Below are 15795 nucleotides of genomic sequence, written 5' to 3'. Positions count from 1 at the left end.
GCTCCTATCTCCTCACATGTGCTTTACAGTTTCCAACGCCCTTGCAAGCTGCGGGTCCGAGGGGGCATCCTTGTCGCCGCTTTCAACAAAAATATCAGGTTCTATGCCCTTGTCATCTATCAGAACCCCCTTGGGGGTGAAAAGCCTCGCCGTGGTTATCTTCACTCCCGTTTCCCCCGAAAGTTCTATTACGGACTGAACTGAACCCTTGCCGAATGTTCTCGTACCGACTATCTTCGCCCTGCCGCTGTCTTTAAGTGCTCCGGCAAGAACTTCGGAAGCACTCGCACTCCCCCGGTTTACGATTACGGCAACGTGATTGGTCGGTATATCCATTCCCTCCCTGGCGAAATACTCCTTCGAAGTCAGTTCAGACCTTCCCTTCACGTTCAGGATAAGCCCTTTATCCAGAAACATGTCGCTAAGCGCAAGCGCCTGTTCAAGCAATCCTCCGGGATTGTTCCTGAGGTCAAGCACAAGTCCTCCGAGCTTCGCACCGTTTTCCTCCTCAAGCCCCTTGTAAGAACTGAGAAACTCATCCGCAGAATCCCTGTGGAACTGCGATAGCTTTATATAACCTATATCTTTTTCGATCAACCTGGACTCGACACTTCTAAGTTTCACTATGCGTCTTGTGATGGTGAACTTATGGGTTTCCTCGGTTCCCTCTCTTCTGACAACGATATCAACTTTAGTTCCTTCTCCGCCCCTTATGCGGTCCAGAGCGTCAACTATGTTGGTCTTCTCGGTACTTTCTCCATCTATAGAGATGATCACGTCTCCCGATTTCACGCCGGCTTCCTGCGCAGGACTTCCTTCAATCGGAGATATCACGGTCAAAAACCCGTCGCGCACCGTAATCTCGATTCCTATGCCCTCAAATTCCCCCATAGTTCCTATCTCAAGGTTCCTCAAGCCCTCGGATGAAAGGTAAACCGAGTAGGGATCAAGGGAATCGAACATGCCTTTTATGGCGCTTTGGGTCAGTTGCTCGGAGGAAACCTCCTCCACATAGTTTTTCTCTATAAGGTTCAGGGCCTTTGCGAAGTCGGAAAGGCCTCTGTACGTATCTTCTTTTGCGAGAAGTGGGGTTGAAAAAAGAGAAGCCGGAATTAACGCGTATACTATGAAAAAGAAGCGGAACTTTGTCATTGCGACCTACGTTTTCTGTAGTTTACCTGAAAGGAATTTTTTTTGGACTAAGCAAGTAAAGCAGGATTTTCTCCCTTGATGAAAAAGGGGAAATAAGATAGGTTTACGGTAGATCGGTTTACTTATATGTCCACACTTTTTACTGGAATAATATCAGGATTTGTCAAAAGCTGCGTTTCCGACCTTCCCGAAGCATCCCGGGAGTGGGTTCCGCTGAAAAGAGCCCTTTTCTACCTGGGGGCACTTCTCATATACCCGGTCGCCCTGATCGTGGCCATGGTGGTAATTGCTACGGTCGTTCTGATCGCATATCCCGTTTCTTACATCTATCGGGCGGCGAGCTGAAGCGACGGTTGTCAGCGAAGCTCTCAAACAATGTCTCGTAATGCAGAAAAACCGTAACATTTCCACACCGGGTCCTATCCCCAGACACGTTGTCATAATAATGGACGGCAACGGAAGATGGGCGAAGCGAAAGAATCTCGACAGGATGATCGGTCACAGGGAAGGAATAAAGTCTGCAAAATCGATGGTCCGCGCCGCGCGGGAGATCGGGATAGAATATTTAACTCTTTACGCATTCTCCGCCCAGAACTGGAAGAGGCCGGGGGGAGAGGTTCTCGCCCTAATGGATCTTTTAAGGCAGTATCTCTCAAATGAAGGCGAGAAGCTGCTTGCGCAGAACACCAGGCTAAACGCGATCGGTAATCTCTCGAACCTCCCCAAAGACATACGTGAGCTTCTCGGGCGCGTGATGAAAATGACGGAAAAGTGCGACTCCCTGACGATAACCCTGGCTCTTAGCTACGGGGGCAGGGAGGAGATAATCAACGCCGTGAACAGCATAATCGAGGAGGGAAAGAAAAAACCGATTTCCGAGAAGGACTTTCAGGAATATCTCTATACCTCCGGCCTGCCTGAACCGGATCTGCTCATAAGGACCGGGGGAGAAATGAGACTTTCAAACTTTCTGCTGTGGCAACTGGCCTATGCCGAAATATACGTCACGAAGACACTCTGGCCGAATTTCAGAAGAAGGCATCTGCTAAAGGCCATCGCCAATTACCGTAACAGGGAAAGAAGGTTCGGACTGACAGGAGAGCAGATACGGGAGAAAGGGCGCTAGATTGAAAAAAATATCCATACTCGGATCAACCGGCTCGATCGGGTCGCAGACCCTTGAAATAGTACGAAGATTTCCCGAAAGGTTTGAGGTAACGGGCCTTTGTGCGGGAAAAAACATTGATCTTCTTGCAGAACAGATAACGGAATTCGCCCCGAAGATCGTATCGGTTACCCGAAAGGACGACTCGGAACGACTCAGGAAAATCGCCGGTCCGAAAACACAGATATATTACGGAGACGAGGGAAATATCGCAGTTGCTACGGAAGGCGATTGCGATCTGGTTATATCCTCCATGGTAGGTTTCCCAGGGCTTCTGCCTACACTGTCTGCAATACGGGCCGGAAGAAACGTTGGTATAGCAAACAAAGAATCTCTTGTGGTCGCAGGAGGACTTCTTATTTCCGAGGCAAAAAACCAGGACGTCACACTCCTCCCCGTGGACAGCGAGCATAGCGCCGTTTTCCAGACGCTTCTTGAAAAGGACCGCGAATTTCTTAAACGGATCATTATAACGGCATCGGGTGGACCGTTTCGCAAAACCCCGAAAAAAGACATGGAAAAGGTTACGGTCGCCGACGCCCTCTGCCACCCCACATGGAAAATGGGAGAGAAAATAACCATAGATTCGGCGACGCTGATGAACAAAGGGTTTGAAATTATAGAGGCGAGGTGGTTTTTTGACATGCCCGCCGAAAAAATATCAATTTGGGTACACCCCCAGAGCATTGTGCATTCAATCCTTGAATATGTTGACGGCTCGTTCATAACCCATCTTTCCGCCTCCGACATGAAAATACCGATAGCCCAAGCACTCTCCTATCCCGAGAGACTCGATCTCGGGCGCCCCGACGCCTCGCCGGACGACCTCTCGGACATCACGTTTGAGAAGCTAGACACAGATAAATTCGAGGCTCCCGCGATCGCAATTGAATGTCTCAGAATGGGCGGCACTTATCCAACCGTGCTAAACGCCGCGAATGAAGTGGCAGTAACGGCATTTCTTGACGAGACAATAAAATTCACCGATATAATCCCGATAGTCAGGGAAACTCTCGAGCGTCACGACAAACTTGACTCGGGATGTCTTGACAATATATTAGAGGCGGACAGGTGGTCTAGGAGCACCGCCGGTTCTATAATGGAGAGCCTTCTTTCTTAGTGATGACTACTATTCTGGCTTTTATTTTCGTAATAGGAATTCTGGTCTTTTTTCATGAGCTGGGGCATTTTCTGCTCGCGAAAAGAAGCAATATCAGGGTTGAGAAGTTCTCTCTGGGCTTCGGTCCGAAACTCGTTTCTTTCGTAAGAGGTGAAACGGAATACCTGGTCTGTGCCCTCCCCCTCGGCGGGTACGTCAAGATGTACGGCGAGGGCAAGGAAGATAACGTAATTGTCGAAAGCGTTGCAGACACTGAGTCGCCACTTGCCTCAGGGGACAGAATTACCGGGATAAAAGGATTCAGTCTTGAGCAGTATGGAAGCTGGGAAAAACTTCTCTACGCCCTGAAATCGGACCCGAACCAGGAAAAAGAGCTGGAAGTTGAAAGAGACGGAAGAATCTACACTTTACCGGTCAACCGCTCGGCCCTTTATGAAATAGAAGCCTATTACGAGAAAGACTACCACAGGGGGTTTTCCGGCAAGTCTCTTACCGACAGGTTCCTGGTGGTCATAGCAGGGCCTGCCATGAATTTCATAATTCCCTTCTTCTTCATGCCCCTTGTGTTCATGTTCGGCATAAGTGTCTCAGGTTATCTGGAAGATCCTCCTGACATAACTTACGTAAGGAAAGACTCTCCTGCCCATCTCTCGGGATTCGCCGCGGGTGACAGGATACTCAGCATAAACGGAAAAGAGGTCAAAGACTGGAAAGATGTGAACGTGGCTGTTCACTCAAACCCCGATTCGCTGCTTGAATTCGTGGTGAGAACCGAAAACGGTACCAGAACCCTCACTCTTTATGCGGAAGCCGGTTCTGACGGAAGGGTAGAGACCGGGTTTGCAAGACCCATAGCCGCAACCATAGAGCAGGTATCAGAAGGCCGCCCCGCCTGGAGGGCGGGAATACGCCCGGGAGACAAGATAAAGGTGATAGACAGCGTAGAGGTTACGGACTGGAACCATATGTCGGACATAATAGCCGAAAGCAGAGGCAAAGAACTTGATTTCACGATTGAACGTGGGGAAGAGAAAATGCATTTTCGTCTGGCGGCGGAAATGCAAGAAGACATCGAACGCTACATAATCGGCATCACCCCAAGCACAGACAGGGTGCTTAAAAAATACGGTTTCTTTGAATCGCTTAGCAGGGGAATAGCAGAAGCGGCGCGTATGACAGTTGAGATCACCATTCTTTTCTTCGGCTTCCTGTTTAAGCTCGTAACAGGAAAAATAGCGCTTGCCACGGCAGGTAAAACGGTCGCGGGACCACTCCTCATAGCAAAGGTGTCGGGAGACGTGGCTCAAAGCGGCATATCGAACCTCCTTCAGTTCACCTCGCTTATAAGCGTAAATCTCGCGTTAATAAACCTCCTCCCCATACCAATGCTTGACGGAGGACACCTGCTTTATTTGGGCATTGAGAAGATAAAGAGAAAGCCCCTTAGCGTAAAGACCCTTGAGATAACCCAGAGAATCGGGTTTTCCTTCCTTATTTTCATCATGGCGGCGGCCCTTTACAATGACATTCTCCGGATGCGCGGAGACATATTCTCGCAGTTCGGCAGAATTCTTGATCTTTTCCGGTAAAATTAACCACGGGAGAGACCCTTGACTACGAAAAAGGACAGCGAAGAAATACTCAGGATGAACAGCCTTTTTTACGAAGCCCTGGGAACCAGGAATCTCGAGCTTATGGGAGAGGTCTGGATAAAGGACTCAAGATCCGGCTGCGTCCATCCGGGATGGACGGCTCTTCGCAACTGGGAAGCCATCAGGCAGAGTTGGGAAAGCGTTTTTGACCCCCAGGACCAGGTTGACATCAGCATTTCAAACGTGACCGTGGATATAAGCGAGAACATCGCCTGGGTGACCTGCCTGCAGGAAATGGTATACATAAAAAGGGATCCGGTCATGTTCAACCTCTCCCAGTCAACCAACATATTCGAGAAGCAGGACGGCAGGTGGCTTATGATCTTTCATCATGCCTCGCCGATTCCCGTACGCGGTTACGAACCGGACAAGAAAACCATACAGTAAGGGAACTTTAAAAAGTCGAGAGAATACTGACTTTTCCGTTCTAATATTCTTCAGTAAACTGCTGAACAGTTCTATTTAATAGCTTCGCAAAAAGTTTGGACAAGGAGTGTTTTGAACTTTACGAGGTTAAAGCAATAAGGAGCATAATTCCTTAAGAAAAGTGTCAACTGATCTTAAAACTTCAAATCGGTTGTTCTTAATCAGTTATCCACTCTATGGCACCGATATACCTCTTTATTTGATTATAAGATTAGCAAGTCAAGTCGACAAGCACCGTAGCCACTTGGTCTTTTTTTGAAATAAGTTTAGGAAAATTTGTCTCCATGCGGAGAAATATTCAATGTGTTTTTTCTGCTTAGAAAATCTATTCATATGGACCAAATAGTAAGGATATAAGTAACCCAGTTACGCTTACCGTTAATCTGTTTGAATAACCTTTGTTCTACAACAATTTTAATTTAGGAACAATAACTTAATTGTAGCCCACAATGACTGAAGCAAAAAAAAGAGGCAGTTCCCTAAGAAAGGGCGATGAATATCAAGACCTCACCGCTCTGCGGCTTGCACTAGAAAATTATATAGACAGTACTCCATTCGAGATGTTCTTGAATTATGAGAAGGCCGGGAACCTTGATGATATTGTTCTATTTCAAGGCAATAAAATTTCCGCCTACCAAGTTAAATACGCAGTCAATCCGCTTAGCGTATATGAACCTAGCGATCTAATTGATCCCAAAAGCAAGGTAAACTTCGGGAAATTCTCGCATAGTTGGAACACTATACGAGAAGAATTCCCAGAATATAGCTTAACCACTTACCTTTTGTCTAACCGTGCCCTTGATGCCACTCTCGTTGATCTTGTGACACCCGATGGGGCCTTTAAACCAAAAGTCATTGAAAATCGCAAACGTAAGAAGGCGAGAGAACTGCGCTTGCAACTGGAGAATACCTCGGGACTTGATCCTAACTCTTTCCGAAAATTTTTGAAAGACTTCCAGTTCTGTATTAAACAAAGAGAATTAAAAGATCTGGAGCAATATATTCAAACTTTTCTCCTGAACAGAAAGTTAGGGCTTTCCGATACCTCAATATTTTTCGAACTGAAGGAATTCATCAAAAAAAACGCGATTTTCTCCAGAGATGCAATCACCCGAGAATCAGTGGATGAGCTTCTCGAACGATTCCGAAGTAGTTTGCTAATTCCACAGACATTCCCTGTAAACCAAGAACACTTTGTAAAACAAGAGTCTCTTTCAAACCAACTGGATGAGATGTTGCCACAAGCTAATTGGGGATATCTCATTGTTACCGGCTTGCCCGGCAGCGGCAAGTCCACTTCACTGACAGCATATTTCAATGCGCTGAATCAAACTGAGTATGAGGTTTTCAGTTATTATTGCTTCGTTGGAGTGAACGACAACGCTCAGAAGATACGTGCCCGAGCGGAAAGCCTCCGAGCAAACTTGTTGAATGAGTTTCATAGGAGATACCCAGACATTCTCGATCGGCGGTTTGACTACAGCGAACAGAATTTTTATGAATGTCTGAAGAAATTGGCAGATTTTTTTGCCAGCAGAGGTCAACGGTTTGTAATCTTTGTGGACGGACTGGATCATGCCGAGCGGCTTGAGCAGGTAGTAAGAGACACCGTAATCTCCGCTCTGCCGTCAAATGTTCCAGACAACTGTACCTTTGTGACAAGTACTCAGGAGCTGCACAATTGGCCTCATTTTCTCAAGCGCGTGAAAGAATGTCCGGAAACTCATATCCGGATGCCGTTATTCTCACAATCCGAGACGCAAGATTACTTGGAGAACAAACGACAAATATCAGGGCTTCTACACGCTGATATCGTCAATATCCACAAAAATTGCGAAGGACTTCCACTGTATCTGCAGTATACCGCGGAAACCCTTTTGGTTGCCGATTCAGTATCGGACGCTATCGACTTCCTTGCACCAGCAGAGCATGGAGATATCCGCAACTATTATCATCTTCTCTGGGAAGAATTCGACCAAGTAGGCACAACTGACACAAAGCACTTGTGCGCAGCAATGTCATGTCTGCGGTTTTCTCTTCACAGGGAGGAACTCCACAGAATTCAGCACTCTCTCACCCGCCCTCAGTTTGAAGACGCATACAAGCGTATGAATCACCTTTTGCGGGACTCTGAATACGGGCTATCCGTATTCCATAACAGTTTCCGCGAGTTTGTGGTAAGTCAGCTTGAGGAAGACTGGCTAAGGGAGATAAAGCGGAACATTGCGGGTTTTCTGAAAGATAACAAAAATTCTACCAAGTGGTTCGGGTATGTGTTTGAATATTGTTATGAAGCAGAGGACTACTCTTATGTAATTCAAGAAGTAAATGCTGATTTTGTTGATCACGCTCTTCTGTACTATCGACCATCCGAAGAGATAATGGATGCAATACAATGGGCAGTGGAATCAGCATTCAAGTTAGAGGACATCGTTCAACTCAGTCGGCTTGGTTCCCTGAAATATAGAACCCATGAACGTCTTGAAGAGAATCTAGACAGAGGTCTTCTTGCGGATACCCTTCTGGCTCTTGGTCGTGACCAAGACGTAACTTCCTTTACTTTTTCACCGGAGTCAAACTGTTGGATAGTCGACTTGCAAACTTCACTTGCTGTTATGTCAGCGCTTGCGGAAAACAGCAGGTTGGAATTTGGGAAAAAGCTTTTTGACGTATTTATGGATGAGTTTCGGGGTATCAACTCTGACGATGTATATGAAGCCCGTTTGCAGATTAATGACATCGCTCGGTGTTTTGGCATATATTCGGAGCATCAAGCACATCCACTTCGTTGGCTCTCTGGGTTTAATTTAACTCCTGGTGTTATGCAGCCAGCCGACCCCTATGCGCCGGACTACGCACCGCATCTGTCGGCATACATTGACGCACTGGTACAGTTCAAACGTAGGGAAAAGTGGAGCCGGCTCAAACGTGTAAGAAGGATTTTCCCAAATCGTCTAGTCCGTTATCTGTTGATCCGGGCACTAGCACGCCACGGTCTTCTTGATGACCTACGGGTTGCCGTAACAGAATACGTGGAACAAGAATCCCCCTGCAACAATGTAGAACTGGCTTTTTACGCTGCCAAAGCAGGCATGTCTGCCCTCGAAGTATCCGCCATTGCAGGACTTATTCAAGTTCCGGAAGTCGATTGCCCAGACCATATAAAATGGAAAGATCCAATACTCAGCCACTATGCGTACTCATTTATCGTTCTCGGCTACGAGGGCAACGAGGCTTCCTATGCTAACCTCTGTGATGCCGTCGGTACGTCGCAGACGCTTTGGACCTCAACTCTCCGGCATATTTTAAAGGCTTGTTATTGCATTGCTCAATCGCTCAGAACCGATACGAATAACTGGTATCCGGATGCATGCGAAAGCATTGACCTGCTTGTACATGCCGAGCAGGGAAGAGGTGAAAGAATTGTTGAGTTGCTTGATGTAATAAGGGACCTGCTACCTTTCACAATTGGTCTGTTGACCGAAGAGGTGCAAAAACACTTTCCTGATCGATTAGATTCTTGGATTGAGAAATTAGCCTCTCTACGTGATTCTCTTCTTTGGAACACACACTTCGGAATTAGCGAATACCGCCAAGATTATGAATTCGAATTGAATCTGTGGGAGACTCTCGGGAAGAATTCTGTGGTAGGAGTTAAGCTTGTTTCTATTCTAGGAAATTGCGCGGCCACGTACAAACAATCAACTATGTTGAAAGGGGAGTGCAGACCGACTCATTTTATGCGGCTTGCGGCAATCATGGCTAACTGTGGCATGCGTGAAGATGCGGAGAAATGGCTTCGCTACGGAATCCGCTCCTCGCTCATTTATGGTTATCGAAAAGATATTACCCTTTCATATCTTACAGACATCTTGGAACTAGTAAACCGTCATTATTCTGAAAAGCCACTTGAAAGGTGTGCCAGTGTACTAAAGATGGTGGATTGGATGCCTCACCTAACTGACGGCCGAGAGACAAAATGGTTTGCGGAAAGAGCTTTTTCTGTCGTTCTTGCTGTCAATCGCCAAGCGGCATTAGAATTGCTCAAGCATTTTTCTCAATCAAAGGCAAGATGGCAAATGGAAGATTGTCTGAAAAAATACCTTCTAAGTGCGGTTGATGGAGACCCTGAGTACTTTTGGTGCCTTAGTGAATCATTGTTCAATGATTCTACGGAGGCTAGGCAGCATATAGTCGACCTAATCGCCGAATCATGTCCAGATGATGTCCGAAAGGCGTTTGAAGCCCGTTTCAGAAATTTTATTCTAACAGAAATTAATCCCAGGAGTTGGCCGGAACACCTTAAAAACGAATTTCCCATTCCTCTCAATTCAGAGGACAAAAATGAAACCAATACCGGATTAGATGACCATCTTACATCAGAATTCACATTGGATGGAAAAGCTGTAACCGGACAAGATATAGTGGAGAGATGTAAAGCATCATTTTCTGAATCTCTTACTATACTCAACAAGTTAAAAACGCAGAACAAGCCTTTCTACAAACCAGATTTACTGGGAGAAATTTTACGCTATCACATAACAAATACATGTTCTTCAAAGGACCTCATCTCAATCAAGGAATACGCCGAATCACAACGGCGTTCACTGAATTCAGACATCTTTGAGTTCTTGGCCAACCGCTTTTTGGATTTTAACGACCAAGACAATGCTATAAAGGACTTCGCCATGGCTTATGCCTCCTCTTTAGGATCATACTATGGGGAAAGCAACACTAGGTTTCTTGCATCTATAGCAAAAATAAATAAAAACGAAGCCAAAAGTTCTCTACTAAAGAAATGCTACGATTCAGCAAAAGGTTCGCTGGGTGGTTATGCAACACCGCTTATTGCGGCCGAAGGCTTAAATGTGCTGGATGAACCACACATGCTTGAGACAGTTTTTAATGATTTCTTGATATATTGCGAAAGCATGTTTGCACAGTTGCCTCAGGATAATAACTATGAATGGCTGAAAAATTATGCAACAACACCTCTCAGTGAAAACCAACTTATTTTAGAGTTTTCATTAGATGAGTTAGACACGCCGGATATCAATCACGGCGAAAGGCTGATTCGTGCGTTAGTGAGATTGGCAATTGCACGGCCTCAAGACGTAATCCCACCACTTGTTAGTAAAGCACTATCGGCATCCAGAAGGCTTTTTCGTCGCTTGCTGATGATTCTTCAGGTGCTTGCGACTCGGAATCCCGACCTGTTAGTGCCGCATCAGCAAATGCTTGCTAGACTACTTAACAAGAAAGATTTTCTTTGCCGCCAATCAACAGTGCGTATTCTTCAGCGTGTTGGCGAGGTTTCGACACTGGAACCTTCCGTTGCTGAAGAGATCAAGCGTATCGAAAGAAAGTATTCAACTTCCATATCGCATTCGGCTTACGGAATGCACTCAAATCCAAGTCCAATTTTCCGAAATTTTCTGAAGGAGGAAACTCTGTTCCATTTCTGGAACCAGCTAAAACTGATAGAGAGGATTCTTCGGATAAAGCCAGAGAGCCTCGTGGCCACTATTGAAAAACGCCTTGATATTCAGAACTGGTCAATTGATGAAGAGAAGCCTCGTATCAAAGACGATTGGTATAGGAATGTACATCCCCAAGGTTGGCCGATTGTATGGATCACAACTGAATTTCAGGAACTAGTTATGGAAGTTCTTTGGAACATCCTCAACGAAGCGGCAGAAAAATTGAAACTGAGTCCTTGGCAAGTTGAGCATCTTTGGCAAACAATACAAACCGTTGATCCAGAGCATGTTACGGAGGAAACAATGACTCGTCCAGTGGACATTGAACCACTTAATGTGGTTGACAAAGAGACATGGTTCGAAGAACTTGGCATAATGGAATCATTTCAAGTTGGGAACACCCACAACGAGCAACAGAAAACTCACTGGATCACTGTATTCGAAAGGAGGTTACTAGCTCAGGAGGAGAAATACAATGTACCGTACAGACAAGCAATTTGGTTGCAAGCAGCCCTGATTCCCCGGCAGGTGTATGGTGGACCACACAACTTGGACGAGATGGAACTGGAACTAGAACAAATCTTCCCAGCGCCAACGATGTCGTTAACGCTAGAGCAGTCCCGCAATATACTGATGGAGAGAGGCGATACGACCTTCGATATTAATGAAGATTCTATTCCACTTATTGCCGAACATCAAAACCCTTTGCCTTTTTTGGGTTATAGGAATATCTGCACATTAGCCTCATTCATAATAGACGAATTTAACCTCTCATTTAACAGGTTTGATTTAATCAAAAATGGTGAAGCTATAGCCAAATACGAACCATGGCAGGAAGGATACCAGAACCAAGAATATACTCGGGAAAAGCTTTCCTTTGGAGTAAGGTTGCGGGTGCGCCTTGATTTTCTAACTGAGGTTTGCGACTGTTACCGAAAAATGTTGTGCATTCTTATTAACGAAACGCGTGAGTATTATAAGCATTATTCCGAGCAGGAGCCAGATACCAAGAAAGATTCAAAACGCCATGTGATATACCACTTGTAAGACGTTATTGATATTTCCTCAACACGTATTCAGATAACTTGTCAAAATGATAGCCTCAATCCGCCGTGCTATATCCGAGAAATGCTGAACTTCCTCGGGTGAAAGTGCACGGTTGAGAACATCGTGTTCTCGGTACGAAAGCCATTTCTTAAGGACTTGATAACCCCCAAGTTTGTAATTCCAAACCGCATAAGGAACATTGCACCAGAAGGCTCTGGAGTTAAGGTAAATGTCAAACGTTGTCTTACCAAGTGCTGGTTGCTTATCGCCCAAAGCCGCACGTTCTGATGGCGTTAAAGCCCGCTCCACTATGCGACCTTTGCCAGGCATAATTGCATTACCTTGACCGTAACGACCCCACCCAACTGTCACCGCAAAATCCGCACCTGTCATGTTACGCCCGTCCACCGTAGTCGGAATAGCTACAGTGGCAAATTCCGGATGTAGTGAGCCTTGTGTAATACCAGAAATAGATGCATCGGGATTAAATAAGGCCGAAATGGCCCGACCCCTTGCTGTTAAATTTGCAAAAATTGCTTCAGCACCATCAGCTTTGCCATCCGGCCAACCCGGAAGTGGGATGCGCGGCCAATCCATGCGAAGCGCATCATCATTGGCTTCACGGTATTCCGGATCATGGAGTACGGAAAGAACACAATGAAAAAGATCCTCGATGCCCGCATCAATATATTTGAGGTAACTTTCTGCCACAGTAGAAAGATTTGGGCGACGTGATTCTTTGGCTTCACTTTCAAGCCCATTATCACGAAGCCACATAGGAATGCATGTTGCACCACGGTCCATTAGGTCAAGACAACCAATATTAGAGATTACCTGAGGAGGAGACCATTCCCTGCGCGGCTTTTGTTGGGTAACTAGCCACGAATTTCCCTTGAACACATGAGGCTCGTAGTCGTCACGTGGACGATCAAGCAGATTACTGTACGCTTCCCAATAAAGCCATCGAATATCGAACGGTCGGTAAGCATAGCGAATAAAACCAGATTCGTTAGGCCCTCCACGTTTAAGCAGATCATCTCGTAGCGAACGGACATTGAATTGGGCTGTGGTCTCCATAGTCCCCGGATAACGTCTCGCAACTTCGTCATGGCTCAAAGTCGCATCGAAGTAATCTTCAATCCGCATCTGAAGCTGGTCAAAATCGATATCCACAAGTAACCTGTCGCGACTGGTTTTAACACCTGGAAAAAACACCGGAAAAAGATCAAGGATGGACGGCCAGTTAAACCAACCGTGGCTCACCGATGTCTGTACGTATGGAAGTCCTAGTGGCAAAACAGGCTTGATCTCTTCATAGAGTGTTCTTGGTTTTGCTTCGGCAGTCGCAGTCAATTCCTGTAGTTTTGCTTGTCCCCACATATGACGAAACCAGACACACTCCGCAGGCACATGGTCAGCTTTACGTATCAGCGTTGCGATGGCAGTACCAACCTGAATGCCTACGGGATTACCCTCCGTCGAAAATATGCTTGGGTCCGGCAAACCGTCCGGCGTGACCTTACCAGTTTTGTACTTGTCACCGTTTAGGCAATCAATGCGAATCGCATCAAAAACTTCAAGGTATCGCTCCCTCATTCCCGTAAAAGACAGACCGTCTAGCCATGAATAGTTGGAAATGAAGCAGACTATCCCTTGCCCAGTCTTCTCGGCGATACGACGTTCCGCCATGCGGAAAAATCGGACATAAAGATCATTCAGGCCTTGGCCTTCTGGCTTACGCACGGACTTTGTTGAGCGGTATGCCATCAATAACTCACTTTCATCGTCCACAGCCATTCCCGCAAAGCCATTGTAGGGCGGATTACCGAGGATTACAAGAATCGGTGCTTCCTGTTTTACCCGTTCTGCACGGTCACGTTCTTCCTCAAGCTCAGGGAAGGGTAGCGGCTTGTTCGTGCGGGGCTCCCAACCGGTAAGTGCATTGGTGAGGAAAATACCGATGCGCTTAGCATCATCATCCGCTAAGGACGCATCTAAGTTCTGCATTGTCAGTCCGACTTGTAAATGAGCAACAACGAAGGGTGCAGGCATAATCTCGAAACCGAATACCCGTTCAGTTGCTGCTTGTTTCACCCGCGCACCCGCAAGTGCACCCAAACCTTGTCCTTCAAGATTGGCTGTGATGCAACGCAGCACTTCCGCTAGATATGCCCCGGTGCCACAACATGGGTCAAGCACATAAACATTGTCCGCCGCGAGTCCATCCGGAATGTCGAGATCTTCTTTTAAAGCCTTGTCCACGCGGGCAACCATGTAATGGACCACTTCCGTCGGTGTGTACCAGACACCGAGTTGTTTCCGCAACTCAGGATCAAAGGCTTCCAGAAATGGTTCATAGAAATACGGCACTACTTCACCCTCTTTAAATCGGGAGAAGAAGGTAACGCGGTCCACGCGGTCAAGCACTGCAGCTGTCCAATCCAAGACTTCAACAAGACCGAGTGGTTGCAGGTGCCCTGGATCGGAAATTTGTTGAAACAAGGCTCGCAATACCGGTGCGCGTAGATGCCATACTGCTGTTCGCCAGTCAAATCGCGCGAGTTTGTAACCACCCTCGAATAGAGGACCATCGTCGGCCTTTAAGTTCTTAGACCAAAGAACCCAGGCCGAGAAAACTCCATAGAATAGAGTTTGTACTAGTGTCGAGTGGAAAAAACGCATGCCGCGTTCACCTTCGAACTGAACTCCTAATGCTTCTTCCAACGCCGAACGTACTGCCTTGAGCGACGGAGTCTCACCCGCTGCTTCAACTCGTGCTAAGCCGTCGCGCGCATACAGTGCGAGCAACCATGCCAGATCCTTCGGCTCAGCAAGCGTAGCCCGATGTGAAAGGACACGAACAAGATACTCAGCGAGGTCGGCACCAACTTCGCGGGCAAAAGCAAGTGGTTTATCCAATCTTTGATTGAAGTCGTTCACGTCTTCCGCAAGTTGGAAGCTTTCCAGCTTCACCGGCTGGCCCAAATTATCCTCACCCACCAACACAAAATCGCGCAGGTTAGTCACAAGCACCAATCGGTAGCGGTTCCAGTAACGGCTAACTTGATCGCTTGTTGTAATGAGCCACGCATCGTCATTAGGAGGTTTAACTTCAACCACGCCATGTTCTGGTATTTGACCATAACGCGGTAGGCCTTTCTTCAATTGCTTTGTTACATACAGGCCAAAGTCGGGATGGCCTGCGCCCTGATCCGCAAGCTCGTTGACACAGAAAACCTTTGGTTTAAGTGTCGAGCCGACTGCATTAAGCAGATTGGCAAGTGGCACGTAATTCGACTCCTCTTCGGTTGCTCCACCCGATGCACGTATCAGTCCCAAGTCTGTGAAGTATGTAGCAACTGCTCTTACCAATTTTGTATTCGTTCTCTTTATCATTAATGTGTTGTTGTCTAACTTTCAAAAAGCAAGTCAATTCAAGGGGTATGCTTGTCGGTTTATTCACTCAATGATAGATAGAAGCCGAAGGTTTCTCAAGCTACACTGCCTTTCTTCATTGACTAGGAGAAAAGCTTTTCTCTACTAAATTGTCCCTGTTGCCACAAGCAAACGGAAATTAGAACCGTAATATAACGAATTGGAAAGATCATTGTTAAGCAAGATTAGATGTCACATTCTGTGTTCCAACTGGACGCAATTCAAAAAACGATGTGCCGAACATCATTAACTAACATCAGAATGGGTATCAGTTGGCTAAGACTAGTAGAAAATATTCACCATATAGGTGATTCGGGA

8 protein-coding genes are annotated in these 15795 nt (G+C 46.4%); 6 read left to right on the top strand and 2 right to left on the bottom strand.

Going from position 1 to position 15795, the window contains the following annotated elements; genetic code table 11:
* Window positions 1–12: 12 nt before the first annotated feature.
* The gene (locus OXG75_04135; GenBank protein MCY3625173.1) at window positions 13–1152 is read right to left on the bottom strand and encodes a S41 family peptidase; all 1140 of its coding nucleotides are present in this window, start codon (window positions 1150–1152) and stop codon (window positions 13–15) included.
* Window positions 1153–1278: 126 nt separating this feature from the next.
* Between OXG75_04135 and OXG75_04130 the strand changes: the two genes are divergently transcribed.
* The 6 genes from OXG75_04130 (at window position 1279) to OXG75_04105 (ending at window position 12042) form a co-directional block, all read left to right on the top strand.
* The gene (locus tag OXG75_04130; GenBank protein MCY3625172.1) at window positions 1279–1497 is read left to right on the top strand and encodes a hypothetical protein; all 219 of its coding nucleotides are present in this window, start codon (window positions 1279–1281) and stop codon (window positions 1495–1497) included.
* A gap of 40 nt (window positions 1498–1537) precedes the next feature.
* A complete protein-coding gene (uppS, locus tag OXG75_04125) occupies window positions 1538–2278 on the top strand; it encodes a polyprenyl diphosphate synthase (protein ID MCY3625171.1) in 741 nt (246 codons plus the stop codon).
* A gap of 1 nt (window position 2279) precedes the next feature.
* A complete protein-coding gene (locus OXG75_04120) occupies window positions 2280–3437 on the top strand; it encodes a 1-deoxy-D-xylulose-5-phosphate reductoisomerase (protein MCY3625170.1) in 1158 nt (385 codons plus the stop codon).
* A gap of 2 nt (window positions 3438–3439) precedes the next feature.
* Window positions 3440–5026 carry an RIP metalloprotease RseP gene (gene rseP, locus OXG75_04115; GenBank protein MCY3625169.1) on the top strand — a complete coding sequence of 529 codons (1587 nt, stop codon included), beginning with the start codon at window positions 3440–3442 and terminating at the stop codon, window positions 5024–5026.
* Window positions 5027–5047: 21 nt separating this feature from the next.
* A complete protein-coding gene (locus tag OXG75_04110) occupies window positions 5048–5476 on the top strand; it encodes a nuclear transport factor 2 family protein (protein MCY3625168.1) in 429 nt (142 codons plus the stop codon).
* Window positions 5477–5964: 488 nt separating this feature from the next.
* The gene (locus tag OXG75_04105) at window positions 5965–12042 is read left to right on the top strand and encodes an ATP-binding protein (protein ID MCY3625167.1); all 6078 of its coding nucleotides are present in this window, start codon (window positions 5965–5967) and stop codon (window positions 12040–12042) included.
* Between the two features lie 18 nt (window positions 12043–12060).
* Here the strand turns inward: OXG75_04105 and OXG75_04100 are convergent, their stop codons facing one another.
* Window positions 12061–15438: an N-6 DNA methylase gene (locus OXG75_04100; protein ID MCY3625166.1), complete on the bottom strand. Its 3378-nt coding sequence runs from the start codon at window positions 15436–15438 to the stop codon at window positions 12061–12063.
* Window positions 15439–15795 lie beyond the last annotated feature (357 nt).

It is taken from the genome of Candidatus Dadabacteria bacterium, from assembly GCA_026705445.1.
GTDB lineage: Bacteria > Desulfobacterota_D > UBA1144 > Nemesobacterales > Nemesobacteraceae > Nemesobacter.
Note: the sequence above shows the minus strand (reverse complement) of the source record. Positions and strands in the feature narration are given on the sequence as shown.